This window comes from Burkholderia sp. Bp9012, from assembly GCF_003853825.1.
Taxonomy (GTDB): domain Bacteria; phylum Pseudomonadota; class Gammaproteobacteria; order Burkholderiales; family Burkholderiaceae; genus Burkholderia; species Burkholderia diffusa.
This window is the reverse complement of record NZ_QTQA01000020.1, coordinates 1-20,964: the sequence shown is the minus strand read 5'-3', so window position 1 is coordinate 20,964 and position 20,964 is coordinate 1. Positions and strand designations below refer to the sequence as shown.

18 protein-coding genes and 1 tRNA gene are annotated in these 20,964 nt (G+C 65.4%); 11 read left to right on the top strand and 8 right to left on the bottom strand.

The genetic code is table 11. The features are described from left to right. Nucleotides 1-310: 310 nt before the first annotated feature. Both DIE11_RS24980 and DIE11_RS24975 read left to right on the top strand, forming a co-directional pair. On the top strand, nt 311-2,329 hold the full coding sequence (locus DIE11_RS24980; RefSeq protein WP_124627846.1) for a site-specific DNA-methyltransferase: 2,019 nt from the start codon (nt 311-313) through the stop codon (nt 2,327-2,329). Beyond that, nucleotides 2,329-5,364: a type III restriction-modification system endonuclease gene (locus DIE11_RS24975; RefSeq protein ID WP_124627844.1), complete on the top strand. Its 3,036-nt coding sequence runs from the start codon at nt 2,329-2,331 to the stop codon at nt 5,362-5,364. The genes DIE11_RS24980 and DIE11_RS24975 overlap by 1 nt, the downstream gene beginning before the upstream one ends. Nucleotides 5,365-5,592: 228 nt before the next feature. Here DIE11_RS24975 and DIE11_RS24970 read toward each other — a convergent pair whose 3' ends face one another. From DIE11_RS24970 to egtB, 5 genes are all read right to left on the bottom strand, one after another. Further along, the gene (locus DIE11_RS24970; protein ID WP_059602214.1) at nt 5,593-5,961 is read right to left on the bottom strand and encodes a hypothetical protein; all 369 of its coding nucleotides are present in this window, start codon (nt 5,959-5,961) and stop codon (nt 5,593-5,595) included. A 224-nt stretch (nt 5,962-6,185) separates the two neighbouring features. Then, complete coding sequence (locus DIE11_RS24965) at nt 6,186-6,440, bottom strand: hypothetical protein (protein WP_124627843.1); 255 nt, start codon at nt 6,438-6,440, stop codon at nt 6,186-6,188. 56 nt (nt 6,441-6,496) lie between these two features. Continuing rightward, nucleotides 6,497-6,799 carry a hypothetical protein gene (locus DIE11_RS24960; protein WP_059448027.1) on the bottom strand — a complete coding sequence of 101 codons (303 nt, stop codon included), beginning with the start codon at nt 6,797-6,799 and terminating at the stop codon, nt 6,497-6,499. Nucleotides 6,800-7,046: 247 nt separating this feature from the next. After that, the gene (egtD, locus tag DIE11_RS24955) at nt 7,047-8,060 is read right to left on the bottom strand and encodes an L-histidine N(alpha)-methyltransferase (protein ID WP_059602217.1); all 1,014 of its coding nucleotides are present in this window, start codon (nt 8,058-8,060) and stop codon (nt 7,047-7,049) included. Further along, nucleotides 8,044-9,273: an ergothioneine biosynthesis protein EgtB gene (gene egtB, locus DIE11_RS24950; protein ID WP_124627841.1), complete on the bottom strand. Its 1,230-nt coding sequence runs from the start codon at nt 9,271-9,273 to the stop codon at nt 8,044-8,046. Before egtB ends, egtD begins: the two co-directional genes overlap by 17 nt. Before the next feature lie 581 nt (nt 9,274-9,854). Here egtB and DIE11_RS24940 point away from each other — a divergent pair. Together DIE11_RS24940 and DIE11_RS24935 are read left to right on the top strand one after the other, a co-directional pair. Then, nucleotides 9,855-10,331: a carboxymuconolactone decarboxylase family protein gene (locus DIE11_RS24940; protein ID WP_124627839.1), complete on the top strand. Its 477-nt coding sequence runs from the start codon at nt 9,855-9,857 to the stop codon at nt 10,329-10,331. Beyond that, nucleotides 10,331-11,212 carry a sigma-70 family RNA polymerase sigma factor gene (locus DIE11_RS24935; protein ID WP_124627837.1) on the top strand — a complete coding sequence of 294 codons (882 nt, stop codon included), beginning with the start codon at nt 10,331-10,333 and terminating at the stop codon, nt 11,210-11,212. The genes DIE11_RS24940 and DIE11_RS24935 overlap by 1 nt, the downstream gene beginning before the upstream one ends. A 194-nt stretch (nt 11,213-11,406) precedes the next feature. Here DIE11_RS24935 and DIE11_RS24930 read toward each other — a convergent pair. Next, nucleotides 11,407-11,483, bottom strand: a tRNA-Val gene (locus DIE11_RS24930). A gap of 348 nt (nt 11,484-11,831) precedes the next feature. On the opposite strand from DIE11_RS24930, the gene DIE11_RS24925 reads away from it, so the two are divergent. The 5 genes from DIE11_RS24925 to DIE11_RS37070 all read left to right on the top strand — a co-directional run bounded on the left by DIE11_RS24925 (nt 11,832) and on the right by DIE11_RS37070 (nt 16,563). Continuing rightward, on the top strand, nt 11,832-12,767 hold the full coding sequence (locus DIE11_RS24925) for a glycosyltransferase family 2 protein (RefSeq protein ID WP_124627835.1): 936 nt from the start codon (nt 11,832-11,834) through the stop codon (nt 12,765-12,767). Continuing rightward, nucleotides 12,718-14,418: a hypothetical protein gene (locus tag DIE11_RS24920; protein ID WP_260437175.1), complete on the top strand. Its 1,701-nt coding sequence runs from the start codon at nt 12,718-12,720 to the stop codon at nt 14,416-14,418. Before DIE11_RS24925 ends, DIE11_RS24920 begins: the two co-directional genes overlap by 50 nt. A gap of 73 nt (nt 14,419-14,491) precedes the next feature. Next, on the top strand, nt 14,492-15,280 hold the full coding sequence (locus tag DIE11_RS24915; protein WP_124627833.1) for a bifunctional 2-polyprenyl-6-hydroxyphenol methylase/3-demethylubiquinol 3-O-methyltransferase UbiG: 789 nt from the start codon (nt 14,492-14,494) through the stop codon (nt 15,278-15,280). Then, nucleotides 15,277-15,615 carry an EamA family transporter gene (locus DIE11_RS24910; RefSeq protein WP_124627831.1) on the top strand — a complete coding sequence of 113 codons (339 nt, stop codon included), beginning with the start codon at nt 15,277-15,279 and terminating at the stop codon, nt 15,613-15,615. The genes DIE11_RS24915 and DIE11_RS24910 overlap by 4 nt, the downstream gene beginning before the upstream one ends. A 792-nt stretch (nt 15,616-16,407) precedes the next feature. Next, nucleotides 16,408-16,563: a hypothetical protein gene (locus DIE11_RS37070; protein ID WP_260437174.1), complete on the top strand. Its 156-nt coding sequence runs from the start codon at nt 16,408-16,410 to the stop codon at nt 16,561-16,563. 718 nt (nt 16,564-17,281) lie between these two features. Here DIE11_RS37070 and DIE11_RS24900 read toward each other — a convergent pair. Both DIE11_RS24900 and DIE11_RS24895 read right to left on the bottom strand, forming a co-directional pair. Next, nucleotides 17,282-18,043, bottom strand: coding sequence for an anti-sigma factor (locus DIE11_RS24900; RefSeq protein ID WP_124627829.1), 762 nt, complete (start codon nt 18,041-18,043; stop codon nt 17,282-17,284). Beyond that, on the bottom strand, nt 18,040-18,558 hold the full coding sequence (locus tag DIE11_RS24895; protein ID WP_124627827.1) for a sigma-70 family RNA polymerase sigma factor: 519 nt from the start codon (nt 18,556-18,558) through the stop codon (nt 18,040-18,042). The genes DIE11_RS24900 and DIE11_RS24895 overlap by 4 nt, the downstream gene beginning before the upstream one ends. Nucleotides 18,559-18,715: 157 nt before the next feature. Here DIE11_RS24895 and DIE11_RS24890 point away from each other — a divergent pair, with 157 nt between their 5' ends. Together DIE11_RS24890 and DIE11_RS24885 are read left to right on the top strand one after the other, a co-directional pair. Further along, a complete protein-coding gene (locus DIE11_RS24890; RefSeq protein ID WP_059602233.1) occupies nt 18,716-19,804 on the top strand; it encodes a catalase family peroxidase in 1,089 nt (362 codons plus the stop codon). After that, nucleotides 19,801-20,334 carry a cytochrome b gene (locus tag DIE11_RS24885; RefSeq protein ID WP_124627825.1) on the top strand — a complete coding sequence of 178 codons (534 nt, stop codon included), beginning with the start codon at nt 19,801-19,803 and terminating at the stop codon, nt 20,332-20,334. The genes DIE11_RS24890 and DIE11_RS24885 overlap by 4 nt, the downstream gene beginning before the upstream one ends. The last annotated feature ends 630 nt before the right edge of the window (nt 20,335-20,964 follow it).

Genomic DNA, 20,964 nt, shown 5'->3' with positions numbered 1-20,964 from the left:
GGCCGTGCCCTTCGTTCGGGATTCTCCATGCGGGCACGCCGGCGCATTGCGCTGAACGTGCCCTTTTTTCGTCGTTTTCGGCCGGTGCGGGGTATCCCGGAAGCCCCATGTGCGCGGCGCTGCGACAACCCGGCCCGAAGCCGCTTGCGGCCCGTCGGACGGGCGATCGCGGCCGATGCCCGCACGATCGCCTCACATCGGTGCTTGACCTGCGCCGACCGACTCGCTAGCGTTTCGGGTTTGCCCGGGTGGCCATTGCCGCCGGTGCCGTGAGTGCGCCCGACGTCCTGGCGCACACGGCCGGGCTCCGATGGAAAAAACGATGCAGAAACTCGATGCGGCGAGCCCGCAGGCGATGTCGACGGATTTCACCGCCGACAACGTCGCGCGCCTGAAGGCGCTGTTCCCCGAACTCGTGACCGAAGGCCCGGACGGCGCGTCGGTCGACGTCGACGTGCTGAAGGCGCTGGTCGGCGAGCGCACCGTCGGCGACGCCGACGAGCGCTACGGCTTCCACTGGCACGGCAAGCGCAGCGCGCGCCAGGCCGCGCTCACGCCGTCCACGGGCACGCTGCGTCCGTGCCCCGGCGACAGCGTCGCGTGGGACGACACGCGCCATCTCGTGATCGAGGGCGACAACCTCGACGTGATGAAGCTGCTGCACAAGAGCTACGCGGGCAAGGTGAAGCTCGTCTACATCGACCCGCCGTACAACACCGGCAGCGATTTCGTCTATCCGGACGACTTCAGCGACAGCATCCGCCACTACCTGGCGATGACGGGCCAGACCGAAGGCGGCGTGAAGCGCAGCACCAACACCGAGGCGAACGGCCGGTTCCATACCGACTGGCTGAACATGATGTATCCGCGCCTGAAGCTCGCGCACGCGCTGCTGTCCGACGAAGGGCTGATCGCCGTGCACATCGACGAGCATGAAGTGCATGCGCTCGTGCTGATGCTGCGCGAGATCTTCGGCGAGGAGAACGAGCTCGGGGTGGCCGTGTGGGACAAGCGCAACCCGAAGGGCGATGCGCGCGGCGTGGCGTACCAGCACGAATCGCTGGTGCTGTTCGCGCGCAACGCCGAGACGCTGCTCGAGCAGGCGCCGCTGAGGCGCCCGAAGCGCAACGCGCAGCGCATGCTGGATGCCGCGCACGACGCGGTGTACCGCAGCGGCAACGTGAAGGATGCGCAAAAGGCCTACCGCGCATGGATGAAGGCGCAGACCAACCTGTCGGGCGGCGAGGTGATGTACGACCGGCTGTCGGCCGACGGGCGCGTGTACCGCCTCGTGTCGATGGCATGGCCGAACAAGAAGAAGGCCCCGGAAGAATATTTCACGCCGCTGATCCACCCGGTCACCGGCAAGCCGTGCGCGATGCCGGCGCGCGGCTGGCGCAACCCGCCCGCGACGATGCAGGCGCTGATCGAGCGCGGCCAGATCGAATTCGGTCCGGATGAAACCACGCAGCCGCAGCGGATCTACTACCTCGACGAGAACATGTACGAGAACGTGCCGTCGGTGCTGCCGTTCGCCGGCTCCGACGACGCGCTGCTGAAGACACTCGGCATCCCGTTCGACCAGCCGAAGCCGGTCGATTTCGCGGCGGCCGTGATCGGCTGGTGCACGCGCGGCGACGACATCGTGCTCGACTGCTTCGCCGGCTCCGGCTCGACCGGCCACGCGGTGATGCAGGTGAACGCGACCGACGGCGGCGCACGCCGCTACATCCTCGTGCAACTGCCCGAGGCACTCGACCGCCGCGACAAGACGCAGCTGGCCGCCGCCGATTTCTGCGCGAAGCTGAAGAAGCCGCCGACGCTCGCCGAAATCACGAAGGAGCGCCTGCGCCGCGCGGCCCAGCAAGTGGCGCGCGACTATCCGGAAAGCTATGGCGACCTGGGCTTTCGCGTGTACCGGCTCGACACCACCAACGTGATCGAGTGGGATCCGCGCCGCGACGACTTCGACCATGCGCTCTTCGCGTCCGTCGAGCACGTGAAGACCGGCCGCAGCGAGGACGACCTGCTCGCCGAGCTGACGTTGAAGCTCGGCCTCGACCTGTGCACGCCGGTCGAGCATCACGCGATCGCAGGCAAGACCGTGCACCTGATCGGCCGCTCGATCGTCGCGTGCTTCGATGCGCGCATTTCGCGCGACGACGCGGGCCCGCTCGCCGACGGCATCGTCGAACTGCTCGACGCGACGGGCGCGACGCGCGATGTCACGTGCCTGTTCCGCGACAGCGGCTTCGTCGACGACGTCGCGAAGCTCAATCTCGCCGCGCTGCTCGAACAGCATGGCGTGAAGCGCGTGCGGAGCCTGTGATGCGGCTGCATTTCGAAGCGGATCTCGACTACCAGCGCGAGGCGATCGACGCCGTCTGCGACCTGTTTCGCGGCCAGGAATCGTATCGCGGCGACTTCAGCGTGCTCGCGAACGCCGCGCCCGGCACCACGGCTGCGGCTCAAGGCTCGCTCGGCTTCGCGGTGTCGGAGCAAGGCGTCGGCAACCGGCTGTCGCTGACCGACGACGCGCTCGCACGCAATCTCGCCGACGTGCAGCTGCGCGGCGGGCTGCCGCCGTCCGGCTTGCCCGGCTCACGCGACTTCACCGTCGAGATGGAGACCGGCACCGGCAAGACCTACGTGTACCTGCGCACGATCTTCGAGCTGAACCGCCGCTACGGCTTCACGAAGTTCGTGATCGTCGTGCCGTCGATCGCGATCAAGGAAGGCGTGCACAAGACGCTTTCGATCACCGAGGACCATTTCCGCGCGCTGTACGCGGGCGTGCCGTACGACTACTTCCTGTACGACTCCGCGAAGCTCGGCCAGGTGCGCCACTTCGCGGCGAGCGCGGCGATCCAGATCATGGTGATGACGGTCGCCGCGATCAACAAGAAAGAGATCAACAACCTCTACAAGGACAGCGAGAAGACCGGCGGCGAGAAGCCGATCGACCTGATCCGCGCGACGCGGCCGATCGTGATCGTCGACGAGCCGCAAAGCGTCGACGGTGGGCTCGAGGGGCGCGGGCGCGAAGCGCTCGCCGCGATGGCGCCGCTCTGCACGCTGCGATATTCGGCGACGCACGTCGACCGCCACCACATGGTGTACCGGCTCGACGCGGTCGACGCGTACGAGCGCAAGCTCGTCAAGCAGATCGAGATCGCGTCGGCGATCGTCGAGGACGCGCACAACAAGCCGTACGTGCGGCTTGTCAGCGTGTCGAACCGGCGCGGCGCGATCAGCGCGCGCATCGAGCTCGACGTCGCGACCGCGGCCGGCGTGAAGCGCCAGATCGTGTCGGCGACCGACGGCGACGATCTCGAACGCCTGACCAAGCGCGCGCTGTACGCGGGGCTGCGGATCGGCGAAGTGCATGCGGTGAAGGGTGCCGAATACGTCGAGCTGCGCCATCCGGAAGGCGAGGCGTTCCTGTCGCTCGGCGAGGCGTTCGGCGACATCGACACGCTCGCCGTGCAGCGCGAGATGATCCGCCGCACGATCCGCGAGCACCTCGACAAGGAATTGCGTCTGGCCGAGCGTGGTGTGAAGGTGCTGTCGCTGTTCTTCGTCGATTCGGTCGAGCGCTATCGCCGCTACGACGAGAACGGGATGCCCGTGAAGGGCGACTACGCGCTGATCTTCGAAGAGGAATATGCGCGCGCGGCGCGCGTGCCGGCCTACCGTGCGCTGTTCGACGGCGTCGACGTCGCGCTCGAAGTCGAGCGCGCGCACAACGGCTACTTCTCGATCGACCGCAAGGGCGGCTGGACCGACACGAGCGAAAGCAGCGCCGCGGCGCGCGAGAACGCGGAGCGCGCATACGGCCTCATCATGCGCGAGAAGGAAGCCCTGCTGTCGTTCGACACGCCGCTGAAGTTCATCTTCTCGCACTCGGCGCTGAAGGAAGGCTGGGACAACCCGAACGTGTTCCAGATCTGCACGCTGCGCGACATCCAGACCGAACGCGAGCGGCGCCAGACGCTCGGCCGCGGGCTGCGCCTCGCGGTCGACCAGGACGGCGAACGCGTGCGCGACCCGGGCGTGAACACGCTCACCGTGATCGCGACCGAGCGCTACGAGTCGTTCGCGGAGAACCTGCAGAAGGAAATCGAGGCCGATACGGGCATCCGTTTCGGCATCGTCGAGGAACACCAGTTCGCGGCACTGCCGGTGCAGGAAGGCGACGGGCCCGCGCACGCGCTCGGCATCGAGCTGTCGCGCGCGCTGTGGACGCATCTGCATGAGCAGGGCTACGTCGACGCGCAGGGCAAGGTGCTCGACCGGCTGAAGGATGCGCTGCGCCAGAGCGCGCTCGTGCTGCCCGACGCGTTCGAGTCGCTGCGCGCGCCCATCGTCGCGACGCTGCGCAAGCTGTCGGGCCGCTTCGCGGTGCGCAATGCGGACGAGCGTCGCGCGATCGCGTTGCGGCGCGATGCGTCGGGCAAGGCAGTCGTGTTCGGCGACGACTTCCGGGCGTTGTGGGACCGCATCCGCCATCGCACCGTGTACAGCGTCGAGTTCGACAACGCGAAGCTGGTGCGCGATTGCACGGCCGCGCTGCGCGACGCGCCGGACATCGCGCGCGCACGGCTGCAGTGGCGCAAGGCCGAGATCGATATCGGCAAGGCCGGCATCGAGGCGATCGAGGTGGCGGGCGCCGGCACGGTGCTGATCGACGAAGGCGAGTTGCCGCTTCCCGACCTGCTCACCGAACTGCAGGACCGCACGCAGCTCACGCGCCGCTCTCTCGCGACGATTCTGGCCGACAGCGGCCGGCTCGACGACTTCCGCGTGAATCCGCAGCAGTTCATCGCGCTGGCCGCCGATGCGATCAACCGCTGCAAGCGGCTCGCGCTGGTTGCGGGCATCGCGTACCGCAAGCTTGGCGAGCGCCACGTGCATACGCTCGAGTCGTTCGAGAGCGAGGCGCTGACCGGCTACCTGCGCAACCTGCGGCCCGATGCGCGGAAGTCGATCCACGAAGCGGTCGTGTGCGAGACCGACGCGGAGCGTGCGTTCGCCGATGCGCTCGAAGCGCACGACGGCGTGAAGCTGTACGCGAAACTGCCCGCGTGGTTCCGCGTGCCGACGCCGCTCGGCAGCTATCACCCGGACTGGGCGGTGCTCGCGGAGCAGGACGGCGGCGAGCGGCTGTATTTCGTCGTCGATACGCCGAATGCCGACGGCGACGTGACGAGCGAGCACGAGCGCGCGAAGCTCGTGTGCGGCGAGGCGCATTTCCGTGCGCTGGTGGACGGCGGAGAGGCCGCGCGGTTCGTGCGCGTCAGGCAGGCCGATGCGTTGTTCGAGCCGGTTGCAGCCGTCGCGCCCCTGGCGGGCGCGGGACGCTGAAACGAAGGGCGGCGACGAGCCGCCCTTTTTTCATTTCATCGATCCGGTTACGGCGAATCCGTTTGTCATCCGAATGAAAGCGATTCGTATCCTCGCCGGTTCGCGCGCGTCGTTACCGCTGGTTGCAAATCGGGGTCGATGCGACGCCGGCGCGCGACACCTCCGTTTCGCCACCGCCATGAAAAAAAGGGCGCCGAAGCGCCCTTCCTCCCCATGCGTGCGCCGCAGTTACAGCGTGCGGCCGAACGCGTTGCGATGTGCGTGATGCGTGGACGTCGACGCATGCGCGGTATGGCCGTGCGTGTGCCCATGACCGTGGCCCGGCTGCGTGCCTGCACGATCGGCGATCGTGTCGGAGCGGTCGGCTGCACGCGCGAGGCCCTTGTCGCGGTCGCCCGAGCGGAAGCCGTTCGAGTTGCTCAGCGCTTCGCCGCTCATGTGGCCGCCGGACATGCCGCCGGCGTTGCCGCCCATGCCGCCAGCGCCATGACCACCGCCGTTGCCCCCACCGTTGCCACCGGCCGCGGCATTCGCGGAAACGGCACCGAGTGCGAGGAGCGCGGCGGCCAGTACGGACAGATATCGTTGCGTTTTCATTGTTTGCTCCCTGGAGCGTGTTCGGATGATTGCATTCTAGGAACACGCGATTTCCGCGCGACTCGACGTTGTAAATGATCGTAACGGTGCGCGTGATGCGCATTCGTCGGATCAATGTGCGACATGCCGGATGCGTGCGCGGAATGCGCGGCCGGCCGTCGTCGGACGAAGCAAGATGAAAGGCGGGAACGGCGCTGTCGCGCCGTTTCCGCCGGTGAGCGCGCTTATTGCGCCGGCTGCACGCCCTGCGCGGCGGCCTTGCGCTGCGCCGCCATCTCCTGCTCGTGCTTCTTCGCCATGTGGTGGCCGACGATACAGCCGCCGACCGCACCGACCACGGCGTGATGTCCCGCGTAGTGGCCGGCGACGCCGCCCACCACCGCGCCCTTCATGCAGCCTGCCGCGTGCGCGCTGCCGATCGTTGCGAGCGCAACGACGGCGGCCGCTGCGCACGACCTGATGTGTCGAATGGGCATCATGCGATCACTCTCCTCTTGTCGTCGTGATCAGTATTCTCGTGAGCCGGCCGCCCGGTTCAGTTCCAGCGGCCGCGCCAGCCGTCGCCGTCACGCCAGGCGCGCTCGCGCCACTCGTGCTCGCGCCATTCACGGCGACGCCACTCGTGTTCACGCCATTGACGCGCACGCCAGTCGTCGTCGCGATAGCCCACCGGCGCGTACATCACCGGCGGCGGCGGCGCGACGTAGACCGGCTCGGGCGCCGCATAGACGCCTGGCACACCGATCCCGACCGACAGGTCGACGTGGGCCGATGCGACGCCCGAAGCTGCCAGCGCCGCTACACCGAGAACTGCACCGAGGATAAGTTTCTTGCTCATTTCGCGACTCCCTGCACGTGTCGTGCGTCATGTGACTACGGTTCGGAGTCTAGGCATCGGGCGCCGACACAGGTGAAACCGGTCTGCGAGACCGGTAACGGACGTTTACGGCGGGGTGCGAAGCGTTGCAGGACAAGGGTGGCGGGCGATTCGACACGCCGTTGCAACGGCGCATCGAATCGGTAAAGGTGGGAATTTTTGCCGGAAAACGCGCCGGCGCCGCTCGCCGCACGCGAATCGAACGAAGTTACGCGCGGATATCGTCGACGCTGCGGAGCCAGTGCACGCTGAACAGGCTGTCCGCGTCGGTCCACACGGTGTCGGGCTCGAAGCCCGCACGGCGCGCGATCGCATGGAAGCCGTCGATCGTGAACTTGTGCGAGTTCTCCGTGTGGATGTGCTCGCCCGCCTCGAAGCGGAACGCGTGGCCGCGCACGTGCACCGTTTGCGCGATATCGCTGACGAGATGCATCTCGATGCGCTGCCGTTCGCGGTCGTAGAACGCGCAATGCGAAAACGCGTCGAGATCGAAGTCCGCGCCGAGTTCCGCGTTCGCGCGGGCGAGCAGGTTCAGGTTGAACCGCGCGGTCACGCCCTGCGCGTCGTTGTACGCGCGATGCAGCGTGCGCTCGTCCTTCACGAGATCCACGCCGACCAGCAGGCCGCCGCCGCGCAACAGCCGCGCGGCGTCGCGCAGGAACGCGTCGGCTTCCTCCGGCGAGAAGTTGCCGATCGTCGAGCCGGGGAAGAAGCCGATGCGCCGGCGCGGCGTCTCCGTCAGTTCGGCCAGTTGCTCGGCCTTCGTGTAGTCGGCCGCGATCGGCGCGACGTCGAGCCACGGATACGCGTCACGCAGCCGCGCCGCGGCGCCGTGCAGGTAGTCGGCCGAGATGTCGATCGGCACATAGCGCGCCGGCGCGTTCGCGTAGTTGTCCGCACACGCGTCGAGCAGCACGCGGATCTTCTCGAGCGAGCCCGCGCCGAATTCGACGATGTCCGCATGCGGGCCGACGCGCCGCACGATCTCGGCCGCGCGATCGCGCAGGATGCCGAGTTCCGTACGCGTCGGGTAGTACTCGGGCAGCTCGCAGATGCTGTCGAACAACGCCGACCCGGCCGCATCGTAGAAGTATTTCGGCGAAATGCTGCGCGGCGTGCGCGACAGTCCGTCGATCAGGTCGCGCTCGAACGCGCTCGGCCGCGAATCGCGGGCGGGTTGCAGGCCACCGCTCGTGGCCGTCAGATCAGACGTCTCGCGCAAGTCGCACTCCCGTGAATTGCCAGCGCGCGGCCGGCGGAAAGAAATTGCGGTACGTCGGCCGTTCGTGCCCCGGCGGCGTCGCGACGCTGCTGCCGCGCAGGACCTGCTGGCCAACCATGAACTTGCCGTTGTATTCGGCGGCGACTCCCGCGAGCGGCCGAAAGCCCGGATACGGCTCGTAGGACGAACGGGTCCACTGCCACACGTGCCCGAGCATCTGCTGAATACCATCCGCGCCGAATGCGGCTTCCCATTCGAATTCGGTCGGCAGGCGTGCGCCGGCCCACTCCGCGTACGCGGCCGCTTCGTAGAAGCTCACGTGACACACGGGCGCATCGGGCGCGAGCGGCTCCACGCCGTGCAGACCGAACGCACGCCATGCGTGTACGGCTTCCGGCCCACCGTCGTCGTCCGGAATCCAGTACGCGGGCCCTCGCCAGCCTTCCCGCTGCACCGTCGCCCAGCCGTCCGACAGCCAGTATTCAGGGCGGGCGTAGCCGCCGTCCGCGATGAAGGCCGCGAATTCCGCATTCGTCACGAGACGGTTCGCGATCTCGTACGGACGCACGAGCGCCGTATGGCGCGGCCGTTCGTTGTCGAACGAGAACGCGTCGCCGTCGTGGCCGATCTCGACGAGCCCGCCCGGCTGATGCAGCCAGCGCAACGGGCCGGCATCGCCCGCGGCCAGGGCCGCGTGCCCATCGGCGCGATTGAGCGGCCGGAACGCAGGCTTGAGCGGGTTGCACGAGAACGCATGCAGCATGTCCGTGACGATCAGCTCCTGATGCTGCTGTTCGTGATGCAGGCCGAGTTCGATCTCGGGCGCGATCGTGGCGAGCATCGTCGGATCGGCGCCGTCGAGCGCGCGCAGCATCGCGTCGTCGACGTACTGACGGTACGCACTCACCTCGTCGAGCGACGGACGCGTGAGCAGCCCGCGCTGCGGCCGCGGATGGCGCGGGCCGAGCGCTTCGTAATAGGAATTGAAGAGGAACTGGAATGCGTCGTCGAACGGCGCGTAGCCATCCACACGGCGCATCAGTACGACGGTTTCGAAGAACCAGGTCGTATGCGCGAGATGCCATTTCACCGGACTCGCGTCGGGCATCGACTGCACGGCCTGGTCTTCGGCGGATAGCGTCGCCGTCAACGCGACACTATGGGCGCGCACGTCCTGAAAACGGCGCTGAAGCTGGGATGCAAGGAGGCTCATCGGTTTACCGTCCACGTCGCGATTCGCTGCGTTGCGTTGCCGGAAAAAGGAAAGCCTTGCGCTCGGATGCGCGCGGCTGGCGTGCGACCTTCATTGCTGCGATGTCGGGCAGCCGGCGCGCGCGCCGGGCCGCTGGTGCGGCGTCACATCATCTGCCCGTGCAGAACAGTATGGGCCAGAAATGTGAACGTCGCGAATCGGATTTCGGGCGAAACAAGTGCGAAAGACAAATGAAAGCACTCGCGCGTCGAGCGGCGACGTTGGCGAACCGTCGATGCCCGTGATGGCGGGGCCCGGCAGGGGATCGCAATGGGCATGCCTGCGCGTCGGCATTACCGCCGCCTCATGACAGTCGCGCGGCACGCATGAAAGGTCGACGACCCGCGTTCACCGGCGCAACGGCGTCGTGCGGTCGATATCGGCCCCGATCCGCACGCCGGCATCACGGCCGTCGGTGCGATGTTCAACTGCCCTGCCCTCCGTGCGCTTCCCGGCTTTTGAAAAATTTTTCGCGCCGATGTCACGCGCGCGGGGGCCTCGCTCGTCATATCACCGGAACCCACACGAAAGGAGAAGGAACCATGACTGCGAAACTCAATCCGTTCGCCGCCGCCCCCGCGCTGATGAAGAACTGGATGGCCGTATCGGTCGCCGCTGCCGGGAGCCTCGAGCCGACGCTGATCGAGCTGGTCAAGATCCGCGCGTCGCAGATCAACGCGTGTGCGAACTGCCTTAACATGCACACCGTCGAGGCCTGCGAGCAAGGCGAGACCGAGCAGCGCATCAATCTGCTGGCCGCGTGGCGCGAAGCGCCCTGCTACACCGACCGCGAACGCGCGGCGCTCGGCTGGACCGACGCGCTCACGCGGCTGTCGGAGGGCCATGGCGCGCACGAAGCCGCGTATGCGGCGCTGAACGACCACTTCAGCCAGGAGGAGCAGGTGAAACTCACGGTGATGATCAACGTGATCAACGGCTGGAACCGGCTGGCCGTCGGCTTCGGGCTGTGGATCGATCCGGCTGAAGCGAAAGCCGCTGCCGCGCAGATGGTGGCCTGATGACCAGCCTCGATCCGGCCGCGGGCAGCGCCGAAGACCGGGCCGACGCAGCGGCGAGCTTCGATCCGCTGCGTCGCACGTTGATCCGCGTCGCGTACCGGATGCTCGGTTCCGTCGCGGACGCCGAGGACATGGTGCAGGAGGCGTTCATCCGCTGGATGGGCGTCGATCGCACGGAGGTGCGCGTGCCCGAGGCGTTCCTGCGCCGCATGGTGATGCGCATGTGCCTCGATCAGCTGAAGTCCGCACGGCACCAGCGCGAGACCTATATCGGCCCGTGGCTGCCGGAGCCAGTCGTCGAGGAGGATGAACAGGAGGACGTCACGCTGCCGCTGATGCTCGCGCTCGAACGGCTGTCGCCGCTCGAACGTGCGGCGTTTTTGCTGCACGACGTGTTCGGCCTCGAGTTCGACGAGATCGCGACGACGATCCAGCGTGACCCGGCCGCATGCCGGCAGCTCGCCGCGCGGGCGCGCACGCATGTGCGTGAGGCGCGGCCGCGGTTTCATGTCGAGAAGCAGCGCGGGATCGCGCTGGCCGAGGCGTTCTTCGCGGCGTCACGCAGCGGCGACATGCGCGCGCTCGGCGCGATGCTCGCCGAGGACGTGAGCCTGCATTCGGACGGCGGCGGCAAGCGCGCGGCCGCGGGCAAGCCGGTGTTCGGCTTCGAGCGCGTGATGAAGGTCCACGCATACCTGGCCGAACTGTTCGCCACGCATGCGTCGAAGCTCGTGCGGGCCGGGTTCATCAACGGGTTGCCGGGTTTCGTCACGCTGGAGGCCGACGGCGAGTTGCAGACCACGGCGCTCGAGATCGAAGACGGGAAAATCGTCGCGATCTATGTCGTGCGGAATCCTGACAAGTTGAAGCATCTGCATTGATGCTTGACGAGCGGGGGCTCTACGCCCTGCCTTGCCGATTACCCGCTGCTTGCCGCACGACGCATCGCCCAGGCATGCACGATTTCGGCCGCAAAAAGAAAAACGCCACGCGATGTTGCCGCGTGGCGTTTGTATGTTGGCGAGCCGGATTGCCTGTAGGCAATGCGTGCTGCCAGACCCCTTCTTTTGTTCGTTGGTAGGCTCGATTGGATTCGAACCAACGACCCCCACCATGTCAAGGTGGTGCTCTAACCAACTGAGCTACGAGCCTAAGAAGCCGCGAATTATAGAGAGGGTTTTGGAGGTGCGCAAGTCCCTTTTGTGAAATTTATTCGATCGAGCATGGCGCGCATGGGCGGCGCACCGTGCGCGAAGCGAATTGCGATCGCATCCGGGTTGATCCCCACTGCGGTATCCCACCGTGGCGCGGCGCGTTCCGTCATAATGGATTCGTCGCGAATCCAGGTCAGGATTCACGCACGATAATCGAACGCAGAATTGGCCCGATCCGGCCCGCGGGGAACAGGCGCGCAAACGCACCGCCCGCCGCGCTGCACGGACCGGCGGCTTCTGGCGACGGCGGCAGATCGCACGCGTGCACAACGATATCGGGGTGGGCATGATCGCGCTCAATTTGGTGATTCCGTGCTTCAACGAAGAGGCCGTATTGCCGGAGACCGTACGCCGGCTGACGATCCTCCTCGACCAGCTTGTCGGCGACGGCATCGTCGACGACACGAGCTGCGTCACGTTCGTCGACGACGGTTCGCGCGACGGCACTTGGTCGCTGATCGAAGCCTTCCATGCCGCTGATTCGCGGATCCGCGGCCTCAAGCTGTCGCGCAACCACGGGCACCAGAATGCGCTGCTCGCCGGCCTGATGAGGGTGACCGGCGACGTGCTGATCAGCCTCGACGCCGATCTCCAGGACGACCTCGACGCAATCCCGCGCATGCTGGGTGAATATCGCGCCGGCGCCGAAATCGTGTTCGGCGTGCGCCAGCGTCGCGACAGCGACGGCTTCTTCAAGCGCGTGAGCGCGCGCGGCTACTACCGGCTGCTGCGACGTTTCGGCGTCGATATCCTGCCGGACCACGCAGACTTCCGCCTGATGAGCCGCCGCGCGGTCGAGGAGTTGCGCGGCTTCCGCGAAGTCAACCTGTTCCTGCGCGGCATCGTGCCGCTGCTGGGCTTTCGCACCGCGATCGTCCGCTACGACCGGCAACCGCGCTTCGCCGGCGAAAGCAAATACCCGTTGGCGCGGATGATCCTGCTCGCGTCGGACGGCGTGGCGTCGTTTTCGACGAAGCCGCTGCAGTGGAGTGCATACGTTGGCGCGCTGCTTGCGCTGGCGTCGACCGCATGCGGCATCTGGGCACTGTCGATCCGGCTGTTCACCGATCGCTCGGTTCCCGGCTGGGCGTCCACCGTGATCCCGATGTATTTTCTCGGCGGCCTGCAATTGCTGTTCCTCGGCGTGATCGGGGGCTACATCGCGAAGATCTATGCCGAGACGAAGCAGCGCCCTCGCTTCATTGTCGAAAAAACGCTATGACGCTCGGTCTATCCTGTTCGGCAACGCTCCGGCGCCAGGCCGGCGGCGCGCGGTTATCATCCGCAGGGCGTACGCCATGGACGACAGCACGGTAAGCTGCGGCCTGCCGCGCGCGTTACCGTATCGCACGGCAAATCGCGTGTTGCGGGTGTTGTTCGTTGCGACAGTCGCGGCAGCCGGTCTGCTGTTCTGGCTCGTGCCGCATCCGCCGATGATCGATCTTCCGCAGCACGCCGGGCAAGTCGCCACCCTGCACGACCTGCTGCTTGGCCAGTCGCCCTGGGCGCCGCTGCTGAGGATCAACCTGTTTACGCCTTACCTGCTCGGCTACGGTGCTGCGGCCGTGCTGTCGTTAGTGATGCCGGTCGCGGCGGCGCTCAAGGTCATGCTGACGCTGTCCTTCTACGGTTTCGTCGCCGCGTACATCGCGCTGCGCCGGCGCCTCGGCACGGACCCGCGTCTCGACTGGCTATGCGTGCCCGTGTTCTTCGGCTTCGCGTACGAGTTCGGTTTCTACTCGTACCTCGTCGCGGTACCGGTTGCGATGATCTTCATTGCGCTCGCGCTCGACTATGCCGAGCAGCAGACGGCCCGCCGCGGCGCAGTGCTTGCGCTCGTGAATCTCGCGCTGTTTTTCTCGCACGGACTGCTCTTCGTGTTCGCAAACGCGATCGGCGGGCTATTCCTGCTCGTGCACCTGCGACGCACCAACACGCTGCCGCGCGTGCTGCGCGCCTTGTGGCCGTATGCGACCCTCGCCTTCGTCGCCGTGCTCTACGCGGCGCTGCATCGTGACGTCGATCTGACGCCGATGTATCCGTTCACCGTGATGTGGGGCATCAGTCCGCTCGTACGGGTGTTCGCGGCCGTACTCTATCCATGGGGTGTCGCCGGCGACAGCCGTTCGCTGCTGGCATTCGTTCTGATCGCTGCCGCGCCGTTCCTGATGGCATCGAAGCCGAACCGGCATGTCACCGCCTATGTACCGGCGATCGTCGTGACCATCGTCTGGTTCGCCGTGCCGCTGTTCGCGATCAACACGTTTTTCCTGTATCCGCGCTTCGCGCTGTTCCTGTTTCCGTTTTACGCGCTGATGTTCCGTGCGCCCGAACCGGCGGAACCCGGCCGACGGATGCCGCGGCTCGCGCTGATGACACAGCTGCTCCTTGCCGTGACCTGCGCCGGTTTCGTCGTTCAGCAAGGTGTCCGCGCGCTGCGCTTCGCCGACGAAAGCGCTGATTTCGACGTGGTCGCCAACGCGATCGAACCCGCGCAGCGCGGCCTTGCGATCATCGTCGACAGGATGAGCCCGGCCGCCGGCAACCCGTATGCCTACGAGAACTTCGCGCTCTGGTATCAGGCCGAGCACCGCGGATTCGTCGATTTCAATGCCGCGTGGTTTCCGCCGCAGATCGTCCGCTTTCGGCTCGACCGGCTGCCCGGTGTCGGGCCGTCCGACGTCTCGCCGCTGCCGCTGTACCGGCACTTCGACTGGCAGCGGCACCAGGGGCGCTTGTACCGGTATTTTTTCGTCCGCGCCGCAACGCCGCTGCCGGACACGTTTTTCGCCAATCCGGCATGCCGCGTCGTGCGCGTGAAGACTGCGGGCGAATGGTCGGTATACGAGAAGCAGGTTTGTCGGGGCGATTGATTGCACTACCGTCGCCTGACGGTGCGATGTGTCGCACCACGTCATGCGCCGATCGCGCCATCGGGAGATTGCGATGCCACACGGAATCATCGCGGACGATACGCCGCGCTCGTATGACGAGATCTTCTACCGGTACCAGCGCGAAGGATCGGCGCGGTCGGCGCGCGGCGTGCTGCCGGGTGTCGATGCGCTGTTGAAGCCTTCGAGCATCCTCGACGTCGGTTGCGGTGCCGGAGCGTGGCTCAGCGTGCATCGCCAGCTCGGCGTGCAGGACATCACGGGCATCGACGGCGATTATGTGGATCGTTCGGTGCTGATGATCGACCCCTCCCATTTCGTGCCGGCCGATATTTCGAAGCGCTTCGATCTGGGGCGATCGTTCGACCTCGTCCAGTGCCTCGAGGTCGGCGAGCACGTGCCAACGGCATCCAGCGAGGCCCTCGTCGACAATCTCGTCCGGCACGGCAAGCGCGTGCTGTTTTCTGCCGCCGTGCCAGGCCAGGGTGGCGAGAACCACATCAACGAACAGCGATACGAATTCTGGCGCGATCTGTTCGCGCGCCGCGGCTACCAGCTGTTCGATTTCGTCCGGCCGCTCATCGTCGCGGACATGCGCATCGAGCCGTGGTATCGCTACAACCTGCTCTTTTTCGTTGCCGCTGACGAAGCGGAACGACTGCCGGACGCCATCAGACAACACCGCGTCGACAGCCGTTCAGGCATACCAGACGTGTCGCCGCCCGGCTACAAGGTGCGCAAGTTGCTGCTGCGGTGGCTGCCGGTGCGCGTGAAGACGGGCATCGCCATGCTGAAGAGCCGCATGGTCGCCAGCCGACTGAAGCGCCACGAGGAAGACCGGTGAAACTGTCCGTCTACGTTCTCATTCTGGCCGGCGTGTTCCTCGCGGCAACCGGCCAGGTCGCATTCAAGATCGGCGCCGACGGCCGCCACGCATTGACTGAATTCATCAATGCCTGGGTTGCGCTGGGGCTGCTTTGCTACGGCGCGGGCACGGTGCTCTGGATCTTCGCGTTGAGCAAGGCCGGGCTCACCGTCGTATATCCGTTTACCGCGCTCACGTTCGTGCTCGTCTTTTTGGCTGGAATCGTGTTCTTCGGCGAGCGTGTGTCGTACGCGCAATGGGGAGGCGTCGCCATGATCCTCGGCGGGCTGTATCTGATTGCCATGGTTCGATAGCGGGCGGACCGGCGCCGCAACTTATCCACAGCGCGCTATGGATAACCGTCCGGCAAGCCTCTGGATTCACAGTGGAACGATTGAGGATATGTCGTCGCGGCTGTGAATCGGAGGAAAGTTGTTCTGTGATGCACAGCGATTTTCCTGTGCATCACCTGTGGTTATGCATTCTGTTTCATGTTGAAAATTCATGGTGTTACGGAAGTTATCCACTGTGGAGCGGTGGGCTTGTTAACTATCACTACGTATATATACGAACCCTGTTAACACCTTTGGATAAGCACAGTCCGTCGACTGTGATCCGGGAAGAATATGCACTGCGCGCGATGGATGAATCACGCGAAGTCGAAGCCAGTGACCAGCCCGAATGCTCGCATCTGTAAAGTCGCCAGGTTCTCGGCAGGCCTCGTCAATGAGCCGCTGGTGGTGGATATTGCTGGCCGCGTAGCGGGGCTCATGGCCGATGTGGCCGCGGTTGTACGAGGATCCGTTATGACAATCACGTCATCGTCGTGCGACATGACGGCCGTCACGACGCGGCGCAGGGTCTTCCGGATCCCGCAACGCCTGATTAGCTGGTCAGAGAAACGCGAGCGCTGAAGGCCGGTCTCGGAGGTGGACGCTCACCTGTACTACTATCGTTGCGATCAAGTCGGCACGCCATGTTCCGCAGGGAACCTTGGGTCAGATGAGGTATCTCGGAAAGCTGGGTTTCAAGGCAAAGGCGAAATGATGCCGCTAGTAAATTGTTCATACCACGGACATGTCGGAGGTGAGCTCGTGACTCGGGCCGTGTCCGATCTCGTCAACGATCGTAGCAACGGCAAGAGTGGGCACCGGGTCGTGCCATCGACGCTGGTGCGTGATGAAATCGAATTTCCGGGCTACATGCTCGAATCCGAAGAGACGAAAAGAGACGAAAATTCTGGCGTTGGGTGGGAAGCATGAAGGGGGCGGCGTCTATCGGTTCAACGATGACGAGTCGATGGAATCGGCTATCGGGTTATCGACGGCAACTTGTGCTGAATGCCTGAGGGAATTGATTTCAGGGTAGGAAGAAGAGTAGGAGGACGAGTGCCCCGGAGAGAGGGATGACCAGATTGAATTTCGACAAGGTCAATCGGTGTTCCGTCCAGTTCGATATCGCGACGCTCCTCAGCCTGAAGACTGCCAACATCACCCCGAATGTCTTGTCTGGCAGGGCTTTGCCGAAATACAGGAGACGATGCGGACAGTGCTGGTGCGGTCCGTCGTCGTGGATGCCTTGTGGATATCGAGAAGTCAAATCACTCGAAGGCCTGTGGGCTCAACGGATACGGCAATCGAATTCGGTGCAGATGTCCGCGGTACCTTGCGGGTTGTGGAGATCTCACGCCAAAAACAACCCGAAACACTGTGCAGGCCGAAGATGAGCGAGTCGACCGATGACACGCGCGCGGTGCCGACATGATTGATGTGGATATCCCGCCCCGCAGCGACTCGAAACCCTGTGATTCCAAAAGGGCGAGGGTGCCGGTGTTGTCTCGATGTGGACAACAAACCGCGAAAGTCAGTCGAAACGCTGTGCAAGCGAGTGGTGACAGTAAGCACGCTCAAGTCAGAAGCCGCATCATTCTGGGCGTCGACGGCCGCCCACCGATCACCAGCCGCGCGCGCGTCGTACCACTCAAGTCTGCTGATCGAGCGCCTGCGCGATCGCTTTCTCCGCGAGGCTTCCGGCCGGCCCGACCACCGCGAAATTGAGCCCGTTCACCGACCCGTACCGCGTGAGCAACGGCCCATCCACGCGTTGTCCGGCCGGCAGCAGCCGGTGTTTCGATTCCGCCGGCCGGAGATAGAAGCTCAGTGTTCGCCCGGCATCGTCCTCATAGAGCACCATCGCGGCAGTGGCTCCGCTGTCCGTCGTAAACAGCCGCCCGCCAACCGGCCTGAACCCGGCCGCACTCAAATCCGGCAGCCGCGCCGATGCGCCGACGCGTCTGGTGAGCCACCCTTGCAAATCTCCCGCACGGGTTGGCCGAAAATCCACCTTCGCGGCTTGATCGACGACCATCATCCGGTAAGCCTCGACCGCATCGCTCATCGGCGCGATCGGAGGCGGCGCGTTCCATCCATGCGCCTGCCACCCGCCAAACGTCCCCAGCCCGATACAGAACACGAACGAAGCCGCCATCGCGAATCGCATCCGCGAGCGCTCCACACGCTTCGCCCGAATCGCAGCTGGATCGAGCTCAGGATTGTGACCGGGCATCCGCACGCTCTCGAGCGCGGCCCGCAATCGTTGCGCATCCTGCTGCCATTGCCTTACCTGTTCCGCACGCTCCGGATGCAGCGCGAGATATCGCTCGACCGCGGCGCGCGCGTCGTCGTCGAGCTGGCCGTCGACATAGGCCTGGAGATCGTGTTCGTCGGGACGGAGGTGGTTCATTTCATCACGCGGAGAGAAGGAGCGGGAAGTTCGCCGTCGCTGAGCTGGCGCAGCGCCTGGCGCGCGCGGGAGAGTCGCGACATCACGGTGCCGATCGGCACGCCGAGCAGGTCGGCGACTTCCTGATACGTGAAGCCCTCGACCGCGACGAGCAGCAGCAGGCTGCGCTGCTCGTCGGAGAGCCGGCCGAACGCTTCGAGCGTCGCGCGTGCGGCTACCTCACGTTCGGCGGACGGCCAGTGCGCTTCGTCGTCGTCGCGAATGCGGCCGAGCAGCCATGCGTAGCGCTTCGCGCTGCGTTTGCCGTCGAGAAACTGCCGGTAAAGGATCGTGAAGAGCCAGCTGCGCAACGACGCGTCGTCGCGGCGGCTTGCCCAGCGCGACAGCGCGCGCTCGAGCGTCGACTGGACGAGATCGTCGGCGGCGTGGACGTCGCGCGCCAGCCAGAGCGCGAAGCGTCGCAGCCTGGGGATGAGTTCGCGCAATGCGTCGTCGTCGGGGGCGTTTGAGGGCATGGCCGGGGCGCGAGCCGATAAGCGTGGAGATGCCGCGTAGGACGCCGGTCGGCGTCGCTTATTCCGTCAGCATACGAAAAATTTCTCCATGGAATAAAGCGGCGCGGGTGGCGTCCTACACGCGTTCGACAATGATCAGACGATCGGGAGTGCATCCATGAAGCAATCTTCCTCTTCTTCGCCGCCGAGCGAACCCGGGCGCGGGTGGTGGCGCTGGGCCGTGATCGGCGGCGCGGTGGCCGGCGTGGCCGTGGCGTTCGGGTATGTCGGCGGCTGGCTTGCGCCGGCGCGTCTGACCCCGCACCGGCTCGTCGACGCGCTGCAGACGGCCGGCGGCGAGCATCCGGGCTTCCGGCGCAATCACGCGAAGGGCGTGTGCGTGACCGGTTACTTCGAAGGCAATGGCGCCGCGAGCGCGTATTCGGTCGCGCCGTTCTTCAAGGCGGTGCGCACGCCGGTGGTCGGGCGCTTCGCGCTGCCGGGCGGGAATCCTTATGCGCCCGACAGCAGCGTGCCGATCCGCAGCCTCGCGCTGAAGCTCACCGCACCGGACGGCCAGCAATGGCGGACCGGGATGAACGCGATGCCCGTGTTTCCGGTGGCGACGCCGAAGGCGTTCTACGCGCAGTTGCTGGCGACCCGGCCGGATCCGGCGACGGGCAAGCCCGATCCGGCGAAGGTGAAGGCGTTTTTCGGCGCGCATCCGGAGACGGCAGCGTTCCGCGCATGGGTGAAGGGTGCGAAGCCGAGCGCGAGCTACGTCACCGAAAGCTATTACGGATTGAACGCGTTCTACTTCGTCGATGCTGCCGGCAAGCGCCAGGCGGTGCGGTGGCGCGTCGTGCCGGAGCAGATGACGGGCGCCGGCGACGTCGCGACGGCCGCGGATCCGAACGTGTTGCAGCAGGACCTGACGCGGCGCATCGCGGACGGTGCGCAGAAGTGGAAGCTGCTGGTCACGCTGGCCGAGCCCGGCGACCCGGTGGACGACGCGACGAAGACCTGGCCCGCGCAGCGGACGACGATCGACGCGGGGACGCTCGTGCTCGATCGCGTGGAGCCGCAGGACAGCGGGCCGTGCCGGGACGTGAATTACGACCCGACGGTGCTGCCGCAGGGGATTCAGGTGTCGGGGGATCCGTTGCTGGCGGCGCGGTCCGCGGCGTATGCGGATTCGTATCTGCGCCGGACGAGTGAAGAGGCCGGCGTGGCCGGCGCGGCGCGACTGAGTGCGGAGGGACGATGATGAAGGCTACGACGACGTTTAGCTTGCCGGCGAGGCTGCTGCATTGGGTGATGGCCGCGATGATCGTCGCGATGCTGTTCATCGGGGTGGGGATGGTGGCGTCGGTTTCCGGGCGGCACGATTTCCTGGTGGCGTTGCACAAGCCGCTGGGGATTGCCGTGCTTGTGCTGGTTTGCGTACGGATCGTGGTGCGGTTCGTGTCGAAACCGCCCGCGTTGCCCGATGATCTGCCCTGGTGGCAGAAGCTTGCCGCGCATGGGTCGCATCTCGTGCTGTACGCGCTGATGCTCGCGATGCCGCTGATCGGATGGGCGATGCTGTCGGCGGGCGGGTATCCGGTGACGCTGGGTGGCGGCGTGCAGTTGCCGGCGCTGGTCTCGGCCGACCCGGTGACGTTTGCCTGGCTCAGGGTTGCGCACCGGGTGTTGGCTTACCTGTTCTTCGTGACGTTCCTCGCACACTTTGCGGCGGCGCTGTATCACGGGTTGATTCGGCGGGATGGGGTGGTGAGGGCGATGGTGGGGAGGTGAGCGACGCAGCGTTACGCTCGATGCGGGCGAGGTCGCTCAAACGCTATCTCGCCCGGATCGAGTCGAGCGGCTTCCGTGGCCACCCGTGGGGGGCGGCTCGACGGTCCCGGGCCCGCTTGTAAAAATATTTTCACAAAGTGCTTGCGGAGACCGGGGCAGGTGCATAGAATCACGCCTCTTTCGCGCTAACGGAAACGCAGCGCGGAGGAAGAAGGGAAGCGGTGCGGTTGGGATCGGTTGTAGCGACTCCAGTGCACACGAAATTAAACCGCAGTCGTCGCAACGAAGTAGTTAAAAAAGTTGTTGACGAGTTTTAAAAAACGGTTAATAATCTCGCTTCTCTGCTGCTGAAAACGCAGCGCTGCTGGGAAACTTCAGGTTTCTCGCAGAAATGCTCTTTAAAAATTAACAGCCGATAAGTGTGGGCGCTTGATGGAAGCGAGCTGATCTTCGGATCAGATAGCGAAAGTATCAAGAGTCTCACACTAAAGTAAGTCAGGTTTATGAAGTGATTCATATTCCTGTCAGCTTTGAGTGAGCGACCGGTTCGAAAGAACCGAAAACAGTAACAGGTTTAAACTGAAGAGTTTGATCCTGGCTCAGATTGAACGCTGGCGGCATGCCTTACAC

Bases quoted from the DNA above. Each gene is read 5' to 3' on its own strand.
- DIE11_RS24980 (WP_124627846.1), top strand. From the start codon at position 311: ATGGAAAAAACGATGCAGAAACTCGATGCGGCGAGCCCGCAGGCGATG.
- DIE11_RS24975 (WP_124627844.1), top strand. From the start codon at position 2,329: ATGCGGCTGCATTTCGAAGCGGATCTCGACTACCAGCGCGAGGCGATC.
- DIE11_RS24970 (WP_059602214.1), bottom strand. From the start codon at position 5,961: ATGAAAACGCAACGATATCTGTCCGTACTGGCCGCCGCGCTCCTCGCA.
- DIE11_RS24965 (WP_124627843.1), bottom strand. From the start codon at position 6,440: ATGATGCCCATTCGACACATCAGGTCGTGCGCAGCGGCCGCCGTCGTT.
- DIE11_RS24960 (WP_059448027.1), bottom strand. From the start codon at position 6,799: ATGAGCAAGAAACTTATCCTCGGTGCAGTTCTCGGTGTAGCGGCGCTG.
- egtB (WP_124627841.1), bottom strand. From the start codon at position 9,273: ATGAGCCTCCTTGCATCCCAGCTTCAGCGCCGTTTTCAGGACGTGCGC.
- DIE11_RS24940 (WP_124627839.1), top strand. From the start codon at position 9,855: ATGACTGCGAAACTCAATCCGTTCGCCGCCGCCCCCGCGCTGATGAAG.
- DIE11_RS24935 (WP_124627837.1), top strand. From the start codon at position 10,331: ATGACCAGCCTCGATCCGGCCGCGGGCAGCGCCGAAGACCGGGCCGAC.
- DIE11_RS24925 (WP_124627835.1), top strand. From the start codon at position 11,832: ATGATCGCGCTCAATTTGGTGATTCCGTGCTTCAACGAAGAGGCCGTA.
- DIE11_RS24920 (WP_260437175.1), top strand. From the start codon at position 12,718: ATGCCGAGACGAAGCAGCGCCCTCGCTTCATTGTCGAAAAAACGCTAT.
- DIE11_RS24915 (WP_124627833.1), top strand. From the start codon at position 14,492: ATGCCACACGGAATCATCGCGGACGATACGCCGCGCTCGTATGACGAG.
- DIE11_RS24900 (WP_124627829.1), bottom strand. From the start codon at position 18,043: ATGAACCACCTCCGTCCCGACGAACACGATCTCCAGGCCTATGTCGAC.
- DIE11_RS24895 (WP_124627827.1), bottom strand. From the start codon at position 18,558: ATGCCCTCAAACGCCCCCGACGACGACGCATTGCGCGAACTCATCCCC.
- DIE11_RS24890 (WP_059602233.1), top strand. From the start codon at position 18,716: ATGAAGCAATCTTCCTCTTCTTCGCCGCCGAGCGAACCCGGGCGCGGG.
- DIE11_RS24885 (WP_124627825.1), top strand. From the start codon at position 19,801: ATGATGAAGGCTACGACGACGTTTAGCTTGCCGGCGAGGCTGCTGCAT.